Source organism: Photorhabdus sp. P32, assembly GCF_038085095.1.
Taxonomy (GTDB): Bacteria; Pseudomonadota; Gammaproteobacteria; order Enterobacterales; family Enterobacteriaceae; genus Photorhabdus; species Photorhabdus luminescens.
In genome coordinates, this window is record NZ_JAZGJN010000265.1 from 1 (window position 1) to 18,279 (window position 18,279).

12 protein-coding genes are annotated in these 18,279 nt (G+C 38.1%); 5 read left to right on the forward strand and 7 right to left on the reverse strand.

Annotated features, from left to right (window positions below):
* Positions 1–306 precede the first annotated feature (306 nt).
* From V2H77_RS12395 to V2H77_RS12410, 4 genes are all read left to right on the forward strand, one after another.
* Positions 307–3,177, forward strand: coding sequence for an aldehyde dehydrogenase family protein (locus V2H77_RS12395; RefSeq protein ID WP_341499032.1), 2,871 nt, complete (start codon positions 307–309; stop codon positions 3,175–3,177).
* A 280-nt stretch (positions 3,178–3,457) separates the two neighbouring features.
* Entirely contained in the window at positions 3,458–4,369 is a 912-nt protein-coding gene (gene rdgC / locus V2H77_RS12400; protein WP_341499033.1) for a recombination-associated protein RdgC, read from the forward strand.
* Between the two features lie 125 nt (positions 4,370–4,494).
* Entirely contained in the window at positions 4,495–5,547 is a 1,053-nt protein-coding gene (locus V2H77_RS12405) for a Fic family protein (protein WP_341499034.1), read from the forward strand.
* 123 nt (positions 5,548–5,670) lie between these two features.
* A complete protein-coding gene (locus tag V2H77_RS12410) occupies positions 5,671–6,102 on the forward strand; it encodes a DUF29 domain-containing protein (protein ID WP_341499035.1) in 432 nt (143 codons plus the stop codon).
* Between the two features lie 449 nt (positions 6,103–6,551).
* Here the strand turns inward: V2H77_RS12410 and V2H77_RS12415 are convergent, their stop codons facing one another.
* From V2H77_RS12415 to V2H77_RS12425, 3 genes are all read right to left on the reverse strand, one after another.
* Positions 6,552–8,306 carry a GH39 family glycosyl hydrolase gene (locus V2H77_RS12415; RefSeq protein WP_341499036.1) on the reverse strand — a complete coding sequence of 585 codons (1,755 nt, stop codon included), beginning with the start codon at positions 8,304–8,306 and terminating at the stop codon, positions 6,552–6,554.
* 630 nt (positions 8,307–8,936) lie between these two features.
* Positions 8,937–10,685 (reverse strand): GH39 family glycosyl hydrolase, encoded by a 1,749-nt coding sequence (locus V2H77_RS12420; protein WP_341499037.1) that lies wholly within the window; start codon positions 10,683–10,685, stop codon positions 8,937–8,939.
* A gap of 383 nt (positions 10,686–11,068) precedes the next feature.
* Positions 11,069–11,962, reverse strand: a complete 894-nt coding sequence (locus V2H77_RS12425; protein WP_341499038.1) for a LysR family transcriptional regulator — start codon at positions 11,960–11,962, stop codon at positions 11,069–11,071.
* A 180-nt stretch (positions 11,963–12,142) separates the two neighbouring features.
* Here V2H77_RS12425 and V2H77_RS12430 point away from each other — a divergent pair, with 180 nt between their 5' ends.
* A complete protein-coding gene (locus V2H77_RS12430; protein ID WP_341499039.1) occupies positions 12,143–13,333 on the forward strand; it encodes an MFS transporter in 1,191 nt (396 codons plus the stop codon).
* A 2-nt stretch (positions 13,334–13,335) separates the two neighbouring features.
* On the opposite strand, the gene V2H77_RS12435 is transcribed toward V2H77_RS12430, so the two are convergent.
* From V2H77_RS12435 to V2H77_RS12450, 4 genes are all read right to left on the reverse strand, one after another.
* Complete coding sequence (locus V2H77_RS12435; RefSeq protein WP_341499072.1) at positions 13,336–15,258, reverse strand: BglG family transcription antiterminator; 1,923 nt, start codon at positions 15,256–15,258, stop codon at positions 13,336–13,338.
* Between the two features lie 98 nt (positions 15,259–15,356).
* Positions 15,357–16,469 (reverse strand): DgaE family pyridoxal phosphate-dependent ammonia lyase, encoded by a 1,113-nt coding sequence (locus V2H77_RS12440; RefSeq protein WP_341499040.1) that lies wholly within the window; start codon positions 16,467–16,469, stop codon positions 15,357–15,359.
* Positions 16,444–17,589, reverse strand: coding sequence for an amidohydrolase/deacetylase family metallohydrolase (locus V2H77_RS12445; protein WP_341499041.1), 1,146 nt, complete (start codon positions 17,587–17,589; stop codon positions 16,444–16,446). The genes V2H77_RS12440 and V2H77_RS12445 overlap by 26 nt, the downstream gene beginning before the upstream one ends.
* A gap of 10 nt (positions 17,590–17,599) precedes the next feature.
* Positions 17,600–18,247, reverse strand: coding sequence for a DUF4310 family protein (locus tag V2H77_RS12450; protein ID WP_341499042.1), 648 nt, complete (start codon positions 18,245–18,247; stop codon positions 17,600–17,602).
* Between the last annotated feature and the right edge of the window lie 32 nt (positions 18,248–18,279).

The following is an 18,279-nucleotide window of genomic DNA, read 5'->3' on the forward strand; positions in this document are numbered from 1 at the left end:
TGTGATAGATAACTCTATGTGACTAGGGTGAGTGAGTGCAGCCAACAAAGAGGCAACTTGAAAGATGACGGGTATAGTAATAGTTAATTAGCTAGAACTAGCATTAACTATTCATTAATTTTAAAGAGATTTTAAGGTTAATCGCTGACATCAAAACAAAAAACATAAAATATTCTAACATTTTAACGCATTTTTTCTCATCAGGATTATCGAGGATTTCCTGACAAGTTGATAACACCTATACCGTCTTTATTCATCACCATTAACCCTAAAATAATCAAAACATTATGATGGAGGTAACTGCAAATGAAATGGTATGTCAAAGAAGCCCTCGAAATCAATCAGGCTATACCATACGAGGAATCAATCAATATCGAAGCGGGTTTTGGACCAACAGGGCTGCCACATATAGGAACCCTTTGTGAAATCCTCCGTGCCAATCTCATCAAAACCGAATTGGAGAAAATAGGCAGAACAGTTAATTTTTATCTCATTTCAGATGATTTGGACCCTTTCAGAAAAGTACCTTTGAATATCCCAAATGCTGAAACGTTAACGCCTTATCTAGGCCAACCGATAAGCAGGGTGCCGGACCCTTTCGACAATTTCCCGTCATTTTCTGAAATGGCGGAGTACCAACTCATGAAACTTGCCAGAGAATACGAAATAGAGTGTCAGCTAGTCAGAAACTCTTTAGCCTATCAAAGTGGCGATTACAATGACGAAATCAAACTATTCCTGCAAAATTTCTCAGTGCTAAACCAAATATGCAAGGAATCTACGGGGCCTTTAAGACAAAGAACTTACAGCATTATCATGCCCATTTCTGAAAAGACTGGCGCAGTATTGGAACATATTATCGTCACCGGCGTGAACCCTACGTCAGGAGAAATAACCTATTACATACCGGCGGATGAAATCATTAATAAACCCGGTTATGAATATGGCGTAGAAATTCGCGAACTCTATAAAAATGAAATATTAGATCAAGAGCAAACTATTTCGGTACTAAACGGTAAATCTAAACTTCAGTGGAAAGCCGACTGGGGTATGCGCCTGCTTGCCAGAAACATTCATTTTGAAATGCATGGTGAAGATTTGCTAGCTTCTGCCGCTGTTGCTCGCCAGATCGCGGGAGCATTAGACAGGCCAATTCCACGATTTTACAAGTATGGGCTTTTCCTTGATGCCTCAGGTAAAAAAATATCGAAGTCGAAAGGAAATAGTTTCTCTTTGGATGATATTCGCCATCTGCTTACACGAGACGCAATTCGTACTTATCTCTCAAAAGAGCCACAGAGATCGTCTAAATTTTATGTAGAGTTGGCACCCTACCTAAATGATCAAGTTAATATTTCGAAAAAGAATAGCAAAAGATTATCTTTTTCTAAGATAGCAAGAATATTACACGCTTCAAAACCGGCAAGTAAATTCGCTGCCGAAAATTTTCTAAATCGCTATAAAAAACCGGGAGAATCCATTTCAGCTCAGGAGCTGGAAATAAGTTACAAGCATTATATCAGGACACGAAAAAGCAAAAACGAAGGATTACGGGATATTAAGGAGGAAAAATATTTTTCAGCCATTGCTAACTCAATAAGCTCAGGAGAAATATTCTCTAAAGATCAACTATTCCAGCGTATAATCAATATATATGAAGACCATTTCCCGGATGATAAGTCATCCAAAATATGGTTTCTACTCTATCGAGGGTTATTTGGCGATATTAAAGGCCCTCGCATTAAAACATGGTTAGATTTAAATGAAATGCAGCATATTTTAACCCACTTTAAAAACCCACATAAAAATAATGAGGAAAATAGCGTTAACAACGAAAATAATCTACCCAAAAAAGAGAAATTCATAAACAACAAAATCGAGGAGAGCAAAATATATATGACTAAGTTATACAGTAAAATTAATTTCACCGAAATCAGAAAAAAATGTGACGAACTTTCTTCAGCTTTACAAAAGAATAGTGAGGCGTTAGTTGAAGCACTCTCTGGCTATCAATGTAAAAACGTCACTGAAGATGAAATTCTCCGTTCAATGGATGTCTTGAATAATATTGAGAACAACAGAGAATATTTCAAAAAGAAAATTTATGGTGTGACATCATTCCTGCCACTTAACCAACCCATTTACGCTTCTATATGTTTTGGTTTTATCCCCTCGCTTATGGCAGAAAACGTGTGCATACGCCCCCCGACAGCAATGCATACACATTACAAAAAATTTGAGGAGGTTATTAATTTATCCGAATTTTCTCCGACATTATCTATTTCTTATGAAGATAAAGAGTTATTTTTAAGTCAACGAGTAAAAATAACTGATGCAGTAATCTTTACGGGAACGCCAGAGAATGCGCTCAAAGTACGTAAACATTTCAGAAAAAACACCTTATTTATTCTTAATGGCGCCGGTCATAATCCACTTATTATTTCAAAAGATGCAGACATTAATCTGGCTGTTGAAAGTGCAAAACGAGTTGTTCTTTACAATCAAGGGCAGGATTGTGCTGGTCCAAATGCCATATTAGTACACAATGATATATACGACTCATTCAAGCAACAATTAATCTCTGATTTGAAGAATATTGAAGATAGAGTTGGACCTTATAGTGACTATAAGAATATTGTCGGTCCCAATAGCGATATTGATCACAGTGTAAAAATTGCCGCAATATTTAAAGCAAATAGACCCTATTGCACCTATGGAGGAGACGTTAACCCCATCAATGGCATGATAAAACCCACTGTTTTCGAGAAAGAATTATCATTAGGAGGCAATTATAAAGAATTTTTTGCCCCGGTTTTCTTCTTACAAAGATATTATCAGGATAAAGATTTAATCCATTATTTTTCTGATCCCTTGTATCCTGCTAATGCTATGTATATATCTCTGTTTGGTACCAGTGACTACATCCATCATCAACTCAGCGAACGCCTTCACCTGCCAGATAGTATTCTGAGTAATACTGACTTACATCTGGAAGAGCACGGTTATCTTCCCTATGGTGGTCAAGGGCCGGCTGCTTCATGCCTTTGGTATGAAGGTAATAGGATTAGCGGCAGTACGTTGCCACAACGTGATATATACCATTATTTAATTGAACCTTTTAACACCCTTCCCACGCCAAAGAGTGAAAAACGCCACTGCGTTCAAGCGGGAATTTGAACTACTCCGGTGAATCCTCACTTCATCGGATGACCTGACCGCGCCGTACTTCCATAAGTAAGCACGGCGTGTCTCAGCACTTGATGGAAATATAACGCCAATTAGCCGCAACTGTTTTAACTCAGCTTGATGAACTGTAGACGCCGATGCTTTTAAGAGAAAAGCCGCCAATTTGCATAATTGACATAATAGACTAGGGCTTATCTCTATGATTCGCTATCATGCTGTCTTATGTTTGCAATGCTCACCGATTCATTGAGCAAAAATATGGGGTAATTTTATGTTGTGGTTCAAAAATTTAATGATTTACCGTTTAAACCGGGAAATTTCACTTTCTGCGGATGAACTGGAAAAACAATTGAGTCCGTTAGCATTCACCCCATGTGGCAGTCAAGATATGGCAAAAACAGGTTGGATGCCGCCAATGGGTTCACACAGCGATGCCTTTACTCATGTCGCTAATAACCAAATTCTGATTTGCGCCCGTAAAGAAGAAAAGATGTTGCCTTCACCAGTTATCAAACAAGCGCTACAAGCAAAAATTGAAAAACTGGAAGGAGAACAGCATCGCAAACTTAAAAAAACAGAGAAAGATTCTCTGAAAGATGAAATATTGCATACCCTGCTACCACGGGCATTTAGCCGATTCAGCCAAACTTATATCTGGATCGATATCGCCAATAATCTGATCGTTGTTGACGCTGCCAGTGCTAAACGAGCCGAAGATAATTTGGCATTATTGAGAAAAAGTCTGGGTTCTTTACCTGTTGTCCCCCTGACATTTAAAGATCCAATAGAATTAACTCTAACAGAATGGGTACGTTCCGGTGATTTGCCAACAGGTTTTGCTTTAATGGATGAAGCTGAACTAAAAGCTATTCTGGAAGAGGGCGGCGTGATTCGTTGTAAAAAACAAGACTTGGTTTCTGATGAAATCGCTACCCATATAGAAGCCGGCAAATGTGTCACCAAACTAGCGCTTGATTGGGAAGAACGTATTCAATTGATGCTGTCAGATGATGGCGCTTTCAAACGCATAAAATTCAGTGATACGCTGCGTGAACAAAATGATGACATTGACCGGGAAGATTTTGCCCAACGGTTTGATGCTGACTTTATTCTGATGACCGGTGAATTAAGTGCGCTGATTAAAAGCACCATTGAAGCATTAGGCGGCGAAGCAGAAAAATAATCACACAATTCATACAATAATCGCCAGTCTATTGCTCGTACCTCCTTACTGGCGATAATATCAATCTATTTCCAGAGCCAATAATAACGTTAAAGCTATCCACGGTAAGCCAATTAAGGTATTCAATGAATTCAGCTAACAAAGGCTATCAACCACCTTTCTCAATTACAGTTAAAATGATCCAATTAGTTGCTGAAATCAGCGAGAATATCGGGCGGTTAAGCACAGAGCAGGAACAAATAAAAGCTCTACGATTGAGACGTATCAATCGGATACTAGCCATTCACGGTTCATTAGCAATTGAAGGTAATTTACTTGATGTAAGCCAAATCACCGCCATTATTGAAGGAAAGCGAGTTATTGCGCCAATCAGTGAAATACAAGAAGCACGTAACGCTATCTTGGCTTATGAAAAGCTTAACCATTGGCATTTCACATCAGAGCAAAACTTACTGGAAGCCCATTATGTTCTGATGAAAGGATTGCTAGATAATGCCGGCAGTTATCGGCACGGTGGCGTCGGTGTAATGGATGGAGAAAAAGTGATTCATATGGCGCCACAGGCAAACCGGGTTCCAAAGCTGATGGGCGACCTTTTTCACTGGTTAGGCTCTACTGATATTCACCCACTTATTGCCAGTTGCATTTTCCATTACGAATTTGAATTCATTCATCCGTTTGCCGATGGAAACGGCAGAATGGGCAGATTATGGCAAACACTAATCTTAAACCACTGGAATCCATTATTCGAATTTATTCCCGTTGAAAGCCTGATTTATGAACATCAAGCTCATTACTATCAGGCAATTAATCTCAGTAGCCAACTCATTGATTGTGCACCATTTATTGAATTTATGCTGCACATGATCCGTGATGCAATTCTGACATCTACCCATCAGGCTACCCATCAGGCTACCCATCAGGCTACCCATCAGGCTACCCATCAGGCTACCCAACAAGTTAAACAACTAATTATGGTATTGAAAGGGGAAATGAACCGTGGGCAACTGCAATCAGCCCTTGGATTAAAAGATCGTAATTCATTCCGTCAGCGCTATTTGCAACCCGCTCTAGAAGCGGGATTAATTGAAATGAGCCATCCAGAAAAACCTAGCAGCCCATTACAGCGCTATCGTTTGACAGAAAAAGGGGTGAATTTAAAAACTCACCACAAATAGCGAAAGTAACCAATCCCTACTTTTCAATGATGCCCCTGTTTTGACGGCGCCATAATTCTTTGACACACTGCGCACAGAACGAATCTATTTATGTTGTACAGATAATCCAAATCGGAGGCTTTCATGGGAACGCGTTATGAAACCGACGTGGTAGCTTGGGCTAATGAACAAGCAGCGTTACTACGTAGTGGTAAGCTGAGTCAGATAGATATAGAAAACATTGCCGAGGAGATAGAAGACGTGGGTAAAAGTGAAAAACGCGAGCTAGCAAGTCGGCTGGCCGTTCTACTGGCTCACCTTCTGAAATGGCAATTTCAACCAGGCCGTCACAGCTCCAGTTGGCAAAGAACCATCAAAGAGCAACGAAAATCTCTGTCGCGACGTATTGATAAAACGCCAAGTCTTAAGGGATGTCTGGCAGATAAAGAGTGGTTGGACGACGCATGGTCTGATGCAGTTGCAATTGTTGCTAATGAAACCGGGTTAGATGTTTTTCCTGAATCCTGTATCTGGAATATGGAGCAGATTTTATCCCAAGATTTTTATCCAAAATAATCTTATAAATTTATTGAATACACGAATTATTAACGCTGAGTAAAGCCGAATTTAATAATACACCTTAATTTTATCCATATTTATTACATAGTTTAATTCAATAAAATCATAATACATATTAAAAACATATATTACCTTATAACCAAACAAAGATAATTACTATTAATTCATTAATAACAAACACCTATTAATTCCGAATCAACCTTATTCCAATAAATTACTCACCATGATTAAACAGGCCCTTATACCCGTTATCTTTCAAGTTGCCTCTTTGTTGGCTGCACTCACTCACCCCAGTCACATAGTTCTCTATGCTCCCGGGGATTCGCTCCCTTGCCGTCGCGATGCATCTTGAAATCCATAGGGTATATAAGAGCCTGAATAACTTTATTCTCCAATTATTAACGGAAAGAAAAATAATCTATTCTAATATTTTCTTTGCATATAAATTAATGATGAATGAGCTCTAATGAATACAGTGTTACCGTTGAAGGTTTCGCACCTTTATCTACCAACGTTAATTTATTATTATCTATAGACACATTAATCTGGTTAGTCACCTCTGGCGGTGTTATTTGTGCCAACGATCCGCCTTCTTGAATACGATACGCTTTAACTTTAACTTTCTTGCAACCTATATGATCAATCACCACGGTAACGCCTTGGTCACTATGAGTATAATCGCGAGTTTTAGGTCTCAAAAGAGAATCTTCAGGAAGTTGTTGTACTGGCTCCTTCTGTACTACCGCATTATTAGATTGAATGGTTGTCGGATCAACACCACCAAACCATTTATTCTTACTACAGGTATCCGTTAATTGATCTAATGTTCGACTCGTATCCAAATAGTATTGTCGATATAAATCTGCCGGAACTGGTGGTACACTACCATCAGAAAAGCCCTTATCCACTTTATAATTTGCTGCGAAGATATTAATTTTATTACCCGATTTATTTTCGGCCGCCAAAACCGTTAAGCCAGTTGAAAAATCCTTTTGACCACTTAATATATAAGGTGTTTTTAATATTCTAGCAAAAAGACCAAAAGATTGGGCTGAATAGGTACAGAAATTTCTAACGCTTGGGTTTTTAGGATTAGGTTGATCATTAAATAAACCAAAAGATAAACCATCTCCACGATAATAATGAGCCAGGTCAACTTTGGTATATTGCATATAAATCAATGAGGAGGCGATATAGGCTGCATTTTTAGGACTCTGCACTTTTGTAAATGTATTTCTCGATCCAAAAGGAGTTGAGTTCCACTCAGTACAAATACTCTCTGTCTTAGTAAAGCCATAAGTATGCAAACTTTTCTGAATCGTATTACCCATATCAATAATGTTTTGCGGATCTCCAGTATCAACATATCCATGCCAGGAGAAGAAATCTAACGGTACATGATTATCCCGACAATATCGGAAAAATCCATCAATATAATGTCCTCCGGCATGATTACTAAACGAAATACCTGCACCACCAACTTTAGCATCAGGATCAACCGCCTTAATTAATCTCACTACTTTTTCATATAATTGATAATATTTTTGTGGATCATCAGTATTCCAGAAAAACATCAAATCAGGCTCGTTCCAAATCTCCCAATAGCTTATTTTTCTCGGCAACCCAATGCTGGCATAGTTTACACCATAACGATTCACCAAGGCTTTAACTAATGCTGCATAAACATCAAAATCCTCTGGTATTTCATAACCGCCATCAAGTGAACGCCCAATGCGGAAAAAAACTTGTCGCTGAATATTATCTGGATTCACATCTGCTTTATTATTCAAAACATCACGTAGATAAGTATCGGTCATTTCATAATTGGCATCTTTTAATGCAAGATTCACATCATGATTTCTCATCCCGATAGCCGCATTGGGAAAAATACTTCGGACATTTGCAATATCAGCAACAAGCTTTTTAGCCGCCGGTTTCTTTTCCTCCGGTACATTGATAATCATTTGATCTTGGTTATTTTTTCTATCCACCTGGAAATAATTATCTATATCGCCAATACCAAAGCCGTCATGGAGCCGGACATGGGTAACTCCCATCTGATTAAATTCATTATCTAAATCAGGGAAACCCGGCGCTATCGATTTAGGAAGACCATTGACGCCATTAACCGCTTTAAGACGTGAATTATACCCTGCTGATAGATCTCGATGATTTTTATTAAATGAAAAAACTTTAGTCATAATACCCTCTATATTAATTAAGAAATTGTATCCCTATAACCCAAAAATAATATTAAAGAATAAATACATTTATCTGACAATTCAATAACAATAAATGAATGGAAGACCTATATAATAGTTAAATATCACTTTCAACTACGCCTTAAAATTCTCAGCCATTACTTTGAATTTATTGAATTAAATAAACAATTACATTAATACAATTATTTCCTGTAATAAAATTGACTCTGTAAGTTATTTAACCAGATTATCATTAAAAGAGAGAAAATATATCTCAATCAACCAAGAGTGGTATTAATAACAATAACAAAATAGCACATAGCAAAATCATATAGAGAGTAAATTATATTGAAAAATATCGTGAAAAAAATCATTAACACATATTACAATGAATCATTATTAAATAGGCTCTTTTCAGAGCCTGTCAGATTAAAATGATTTTATTCTTTATTACTTAATTTAGCAGAGAAAATAATTTACTATAATATTTCCATTGTATATATACCCTATGGATTTCAAGATGCATCGCGACGGCAAGGGAGCGAATCCCCGGGAGCATAGATAACTATGTGACCGGGGTGAGTGAGTGCAGCCAACAAAGAGGCAACTTGAAAGATGACGGGTATAAAATCAATTATTCTTTAGCTCTAATAAATATAATGTTACCGTTGCAGGCTTCGCTCCCTTATCCACTAGCGTTAATTTATTATTAGCGATAGACACATTAATCTGGTTAGTCACTTCCGGGGGTGTCATTTGCGCCAGAGATCCACCCTCTTGAATACGGAATGCTTTGACCTTAAATTCTTTATAACCTATATGATTAATTACTACGGTAACACCTTGGTCACTATCAGCATAATCACGATTTTTAGCTCTCAACAGATTATTATCCGGGAATGGTTTAACAGGTTCACGTTGTACAACCGCGTTATCAACGTGAATGGTTGTCGGATCAATGCCACCAAACCATTTATTCTTACTCTGGGTATCTGTTAATTGATTCAGTGCTCGGCTGGCATCAAGATAGTATTGTTGATATAAATAATCAGGAGCCGCATTACCATCGGCAAGACTCTTATCAACTTGATAATTTGCGGCAAGGATATTAATTTTATTGCCTTTGGCATTCTCGGCAGCCAAAACAGTTAAACCTGTAGAGAAATCCCTATTACCACTCAAAATATAAGGTGTTTCGAACATTCTGGCAAACAGGTAAAAAGATTGAGCTGAATAGGTACAGAAATTTTTAACACTTGGATTTTTAGGATTGGGCTGGTTGTTAAACAAACCAAAAGATAAGCCATCGCCTCGATAATAATAAGCTCTGTCGGCTTTTATATATTGCATATAAATAAATGTGGAAGCAATATATGCCGCATTTTTAATTCCCTGTACTTTTGTATATGTGTTTTTTGTTGCAATAGGACAAGAATTCCATTCAGTACAAAAACTTTCTGCATTGGTAAAACCATAAGCATGCAAGCTTTTTTGAACCTTATTCCCCACATCAATAATGTTTTGCGGGTCTCCAGTTTCAACGTATCCATGCCAAGAAAAGAAATCTAATGGTACGTTATTATCTCTACAATACCATAAAAACCCATCAAGATAATCTTCTTGTGCTCTATCAACAAACGCAATACCAGCACCACCTACTTTAACCGAAGGATCAACAGCTTTAATTATTCTTGCAATTTTAGCATATAATTCATAATATTTTTTAGGATCATTACTATTCCAGAAAAAAAACAAATCAGGCTCATTCCAAATCTGCCAGTAAGTTATTTTTCTTGGCAAACCGATTCTGGCATAGTTTAAAGCGTAGCGATTCACCAACGTGCTAACTAATATTGCATAGATATCAAAATGCTCTGGTATTTCATAACCGCCATCACCAGTACGTGCAATACGAAACATGATTTGTCGCTGAATATTATCTGGATTAAGATTAACTTGATTATTCATAATATCTAGCAGATAAGCATCAGTCATTTTATAATTAGCCTCTTTTAATGCAAGACTAATATCATTATTTCTCATCCCGGCAGCCGCATTGGGAAAGATACTTCTGATATTTGAAATGTCAGTGAGCAATTTCTTAGCCGCGGATTTATTCTCTTCTGGGACATTAACAATAATTTGATTTCGATCATTAACTCGATCCACCTGGAAATAATTATCCATATCGCCAATACCAAAACCATCATGAAGCCGAATATGGGTAATTCCCATCTGATTAAATTGATCATCTAAATCAGGAAACCCCGGCATCAAAGATTTAGGAACACCATTGACACCATTAACTTCTTTAAGCAATGAGTGATGCCCTGCGGATAAATCTCGGTGATTTTTATTGAATGAAAAAATTTTAGTCATAATAAACCTCTATATTCATTAAGAATAATATTGCTATAAGTCAAAAATAATACAGAAGAATAAATATATTTCTATGACAACTCAACAACAATAAATAAGCCGGATACTTAGAGAATAGTTAAATATCAACTTTAACTATATCTTAAAATTACCATCTATTAATTTTAATTTATTACAGCAATCAACAATCACATAGATATAATTATTTTCGCCAATAATAGAACCTGTGATTTATTTAACAAAATCAGTACCAAACAACCTATTCTTCAATAAGAAATTGATATTAATAACCATAGTAAAAAACACCCAATAAAATCATATAGTGAGTGAATTATATTAAACAATATCGCATAAAACCATTAATATATATCAAGCGCATTAGACTAAATTATCTTGGCAAGTCTCTTTTGTAATAATGACATAAATACTGTTAATTTTGCTGGCGAGTGAGCAAGCGCCCGCAGTAAATAAATATCTTCTTTACGTCCATCTGGATCATTAAATAAAGACACAAGTTTTCCAGAACGAATATCTGTGGATACCACCCAATTAGGCAGAAGCGCTATTCCAAGTCCACTCACCGCGGCCATTCTCAATGTTTCAAAGTCATCGCTGCGAAGAATCCTTTTCTCATCGTTGAAGTTAATAGAATCCCGATAACGTGACCAGCAAACGCCAGCGGGGTCATGATGTTTATCAAGCAAATAGTGATTATTTAATTCGGTAAATGACGTCGGTGTTCCATACCTTTGAATATAGCCTGGGCTGGCACAAATAATCCAAGTTTGTGTGGAGATGCATTTTGAATAAAGCGTGCTATCTTTTAATTCACCAATACGAATAACAGCATCAAGACGATCTCTGACGGGATCAGTTAAACGTTCGGTTTGATCAAGTTCAACCTGAATTTTAGGATATTGAGTAAATAGCTCTGCTAGCATCGGAATAATATGTTGACGCCCAAAGGTTGGCAAACAAGCTATACGTAATACCCCTTGCGGCTCACCATTCAATGCCGCTAATTCAGCCTGAACATCAACAAGATCATTGATAATACCTTGCGCCTTTGAAAATAAAACCTCCCCGGCATTAGTCAATGATAAACCACGGGTAGAGCGAAAGAATAGTTTTGTCTCTAGCATCTGTTCGAGGTTGTCTATTTGACGAGTGATAGAAGATGCCGCCATACCTTGCAAACGAGCAACGGCAGAAAAACTTTGTGAACGGGCAACATGAATAAATGTTGCTAGCATATCGGTACGTAATAAATCTTTCATCGCAATTTTTACCTTCGAATATTCAAACGCCTTATAATTACAAATAATACACAATATCTGGTAACGCTATCATTTTTGCATTCTATGCAAAACAACTTCGCTCGCTCTCTTTATTCCCGCAATCTGCGGATAGTGCCAAAATCATTTCACCATAATTCCAGCCAAATGCTGAGAGTCCCTATGTCAAATACAGCAATTAAACCAAATCCTATTTCTTCCGTTTCTCTTATCTTATTATCTGCTGTTTGTGGTTTTGCTGTAGCGAACATTTATTATAACCAACCATTATTGCCAGTAATTGGGACAAATTTTAACGTTAATGGTTCAATATCTGGCTGGATCGCGACATTAACGCAGATCGGCTACGCAATGGGGCTTCTCTTTTTTGGACCACTTGGAGATGCACTAAGCCGTCGCAAGCTTATTTTCAGCCTCTTAATTGGCAATATAATCAGCCTTACCTTATGTGCCACAGCGCCGAATTTTACATGTTTTCTAATAAGTAGCCTGATTGTGGGATTAACTTCTATTTCAGCACAAATCATTATTCCAGCCGTATCCGGTTGGGTAATCCCAGAAAAACGCGGCCGAGCGGTAGGCAATCTAATGAGCGGCCTTTTTGCCGGAGTACTGCTTGCCAGGGCATTGAGCGGCGCAGTCGGAGAATATTTCGGCTGGCGTGAAATGTTTGTATTGGCAGCTTTAATTGATATATGCCTGCTTTTTCTGGTCTGGTTTGTATTGCCACAAATAGAAACACCATATACGATAACTTACAGCCAACTTCTTATTTCACTCGGTAAATTAATAAAGCAACAGTCCCTTTTGCGTGAAGCAGCATTATCCGGTTTTTTACTGTTCGCCGCCTTTAATACGCTGTGGGGTTCTCTGGCCTTATTGCTTTCCCAACCACCTTACGGATGGGGAAGCGATATTACAGGTCTCTTTGGTTTGACGGGAATTGTGGGAATGCTAGCTTCACCAATAATAGGTTCGTTAACAGATCGCTTTGGTGGGAGAGCTATTGTTGCCACAGGTGCTTTATTAGTGACATTAGCCTTGTGTCTAATTAGCGGCACGAGCCACAGTATTCTATTTTTATTCGCCGGTATTATTCTGTTGGATCTTGGCAGCAGAGCGGGTTTAGTGGCAAATCAAACACGGTTATATACATTATTACCTGATGCCCGCAGCCGACTAAATACCGTATTTATGACCTGTTATTTCGCCGGCGGCGCAGTAGGCTCCTCTTTAGGCGCTGTCGCCGCCTGGTATTTTTCTTGGTATGGTGTCGCTTTCAGCGGCGGAGGATGCGCATTATTAGCCGCGCTGTGGGTTCTATTTAGTCCAAAAAGCCGCAAGCAAATATGATTTTATACACTGCGCCCCAGGCTATCTTTTGCGATAGCCTGAAAATCATAAAAACTTTGGCTATTCAATAATCTTTTTGTCGCTTTCTCTCGTAAGAAAGTCACAAATAGATCATAAATTGCCATTGCTTCTTCATATTCGGCTTTACTGATCGCCAGCAGGAAAATAACGTTCGCTATCTCCTTTTTCTCTTTGTCCCATTCAATACCATTCGGGGCCAATATGGTTACGACTACGGTTTTATGCGCCAGTAATCCCAATGTATGCGGTAATGCAATTCCTTCTCCCAATAGAGTTGATACAATAGACTCTCGTTCAATCAGTGAAGAATAAAAATTTTTCGTCACATAACCATCCATTTCCAATTTTTTACAAACATATTTAAACAGGGCTTTCTGCGTTATTTTTCTTTTGAGGTTCATAAAATATTTTTCATCAAAGAAATGCTCAAGAATATAGGGTTTAGTCCGGTCGATCATGGCTAATCGTCCAATTTGTTCTAATTGATAAGGTGTTGGGAATGGCGCAATTTTAACAATCGGTTTATTTTTTTCCGGCAGCCTGACCGTGGTAATAATAAAATCTTCATTAACGGATTCAAGTTGTTGATATTCATGTAAAGCAATAATGTTTTGCAATTTAAGTTGAGGAAATTCACGTATAATGTTGGCCTCAATCATACGAATTGTTGCATTACCCATATCCGTCACTATCAGAATCTGAGGGTATCGGGTATAACCTGTGCTGTAATTTCGTTCAAGCCCTACACCAATATGCACCGCTAAATAGCCCAACTCATCTTCACTAATAGCATAAGGTAGCTTATGTTCAATATTCGCCATTGCACTGAGCGTCACATCATAAGCAAACGGATAATATTGTTTAATATCCGATAATAACGGATTCTGCGTATTTATTTGGTAGCGAACCCGTATCATCATTGCCGCTAAGTGCGTTGAAAGATCGGTTTTTAAACGGATATCACTACGTAAATCGTAATTATAGCCGTCATTAATATAAGTAAGAATATAATCCACCAGCTTATCGCTATTATTTTCCGTCGAATCATAATGATAAGGAATCAATTGAGCTAATATCTGAACACTTAAATAATGTTCTTCCGCTACAGTAATATCACTACCCAGAAAATAAGTAAAACCTTTGGCAATATTATTAGCCGCATATTTAATCACGCTATCAATATTTTCAACATGATAATTAACCATCTCATACCCTCTGGTAATACGCAGAATAGAAACCGCACAGTTAAAAATCAGATATTGCCGTCCTTCATGAGTTAAATGGATATCAAAACGGCTAAGGTTATTTAGCAAAATTTTCTCTATATAAATCAGATCAATATTGAACAAAATACCCTGTTTAAAACTATTCAATGAACGTTCATTTCCCATGATAAATTGCTGCCATAAAATATCGGTAATACAAGCTCTGACTGCTGTCTCCGCTCCCGCTAGTCTGATACCTTGGCGGGGAATGGTCTCCAGTGTGATTTGATATTTATTTAATATTTTTCTGACAATAGGCATATTATGTTGCAATGTTTTTCGGCTAACAAACCATTCTCCGCTAATATCGTCCAATTTAATCGGCCGTGAAGCCATCAGAAATTTCAATAATAGCGCATCTATCCGTTCTTTCACTGTACGAGGAATATTTTTAATCTGGTATTTTTCTGTTGGTAATGCGGCAAAACACTGTTCATCATCTATTTTAAGCTGATAACCTAATCCTCTTTCATACATGATCCTCGCACCATAGCCAACAAATAGATCATTTAATATTGAGACATCGGTACGAATAGTACGTGTCGAAACATTAAAGCGCCTGGCAATTTCTTCCTGTGGTAATGTTTCTGATTGGATTACATCAAATAAATAAGCAAGACGTTGATAGGGAAATTGCACCACGAATATACCCCCAACTCAGTAAGAAAATAAAATTCACTATTAGCAATAATCCAGAATAAAATAACTTATCTATTAAAATATTCATTTTTTATTATCTACGCTTCGCTAATAAGTTGGCGAATAGCAGAAACAATCATATTGAGTTGAGATGCTGTTATACTCCGAATATCAACCTCAATTTTACCCTCATTCGCTTTATATTCACGACAATAAATTGCTATATCCCCCTGTTTTAATTGAGCGATAATTTCAAAGGTATTTTTGCCAATGGCTTTTTCATCAAAATAGATTTCCGTTCTAGCAATATCACGGCCGGCATCGTCCCAAACAATTTTAGCGGCAATTCCGGTAATCACATTCAGTTGTTCGATAAATGGCCTCATTCTTTCAACCATTTGCTGCCCGTTCTCTTTCTGTGTCGTCAGATATAATTCAATCGCATATGTCAGCCCCAGAATACCCTCTTTGCCAATTTTCATTGCCCGACCAATACCGTTATTTTGTAATTTAACCCATTCAATATAATGTTTTTTACCGATAACTAAGCCACTGGTTGGCCCTTCAATCGCTTTAGCACCGCTATAAATAACCAGATCCGCCCCCATATTGTAATAAGCGGTCAGATCTCCTTCCGCCGCCGCATCGACAATTAATGGTAAGCCATGTTTTTTAGCCACTGCCACAGCATCAATTATCGTCAGCATATTTTTTTGTACAGTATGGTGAGATTTAATATAGAGAATAGCGGCGGTTCGAGATGTAATTCTCGCTTCAATATGGGCAACATGACATTCATTAGCAAAACCCGCTTCAATCACTTTACCGCCGCCAAGGGCAACCATCGTTTCTATCGGCGCACCAAAGTTTACGTTATGCCCTTTCGGCACAATAATTTCACGGGGGATCGGCTTATCAGAATTATGGAGATTTAGTAACAGATCTCGGTCATCTTTAACGATTATCCCGGCAACGGATTGCACAATACCCGCAGCAGCACAGGAAACAATAACCGCATTTTCTACTTTCAATAAGTTAGCAATATATTCGCCAGTTTTATCAATTAAATCTTTCATTTCGAAGTAATGGTTAAGGCCATAAACAACCTGATTAATTACCGCCATTTTAGGTGTTGAGACGCCTAAATTAGTCATACGCCCGGATGCATTAATCACGTTTCTTAATTTATATTTCTGGTAAATTGATTCCATATTCTCTCCCCTCTTTAGTTGCAATAACTTCGCCAGCAATAATTACAGCAACAGGAATAAATTTTTGTCTCCCGATCCTTATCTGACCTTCCGCATCAAAAAGTTCGATTTTTTCATTTTTAATATCAAAGATCGTGATATCGGCATCATAACCGACAGCTAAATGGCCTTTACCTTTCAAATGCAATATATTCGCTGCCTTAATTGTAACGCAATCAAGAATCTGTTTCGGGCTAAACCCCAAACAAAGAAATTTCGTCATCACTGCCGCCAGGCTATATACCGGCCCATTAACCCGATTGTTATGATAAATATCAGAGCTGATCATGCCGGGATAAACACCTATCTTCATTGCCTGTTCTGCAACAGAGAAACTAAAACTTTCACTACCATGACCGACATCTAAAATGACACCACGAGTTAAAGCCCGCTGAATAGCAGGTTTCAAATGGTCATTTTGATCTAAGATTCCATTCGGCTTACCATTGAAACAGTGAGTAATAATATCCCCTGAGGTCAATAGAACAGCAATTTCCGCTAGATCAGGCGGGCTATTGCCAATATGTACCATTAACGGTAAACCACTCTCTTTTTGTATCTCCTTTGCGCGAATTAGTGGTTGAATACCATTTTCGCCTACCACACTTTTACTCATACGCGCTTTAAAGCCAATAATAAAGTCAGGATAACGTCTAATTACCCGATATATGCTTTCGTCGTCAATTTTGCTCATATCAGTCAGTTCGTTCTGAGCAATAATGCCGGTTCTGGCAATATTCAGAAATGAATAAACGTGAGTTTTTGTCCTTTTCATCAGTGAATAAAAGTGATCAATATCATCAGTCCCAACGCTACCCGCATCAATAATGGTCGTCACACCACCAGCAATCCCGGCTAAATCGGGTTGATCAAAATAGATAGGCGATGATGGATAACAATGAGTATGAGCATCTATCCAACCGGCGCTAATAAAATATTTAGCATTAAGATTGATCTGTTTTTTTGCTGTTAGATCACTGTTCGTCGCTGGATGAATTGCGCTGATCTTTCCCTGATTAACGATAATATCAACGCTATCGCCGTTAATAAGTTTTGCCTGCTTAATGACAAGATCGTTCATATATTTATCCTTAAGCAGCGATAGGGAAAAAATAGCCTAAAACCATTGCCCCTAAAATTGCACCGCCTGCCACCGGTTTTTTCCATGCATAGAAAATTAAGGCGCCGATTAATGAACCGAGACCAATCGGAATAGTCGCCGCCATAGCTGCAAGAATAATTAAAGGACCAAGGAAACGACCGGAAGCATTACCGGCGCCCATCATAATGTCTGCACCGTAAGTAGAATTACCTTGATTAACGGTAAATCGCCGCGCCAGAATAATTACTAAACCTACAGCCATACCTAACACCATACCGGTTATTAATGACACATAGAAATTAGTCACTAAAAAATCAAACCCACCCGCCAGTAATAACGCCGGAACACCAAGTCCAAGGCCGGTTTGTATCGCACCACCGATATCTAAAATCCCCACCAAAGAACCTTCAATAATCCGGGCAAACAAAAAACTGGCACCGAACGCAGCTACTGCGCTATAAACGCCGCTATCAATCCCAGAACGTAACATGGCAACAAAAACCACCTCGTTAAATGCGCCAAAGCCATGCACAACATACATGTGGGTACCGGCAAATACTCCCGCTGATAGCAAGCCAACTAAGACGGGAAATGTCCACTCTGCGTACCAAAGATCATTTTTCAACTCTGTATTCATGATCAAATTCCGATAAGTTATGTGTTAATCAG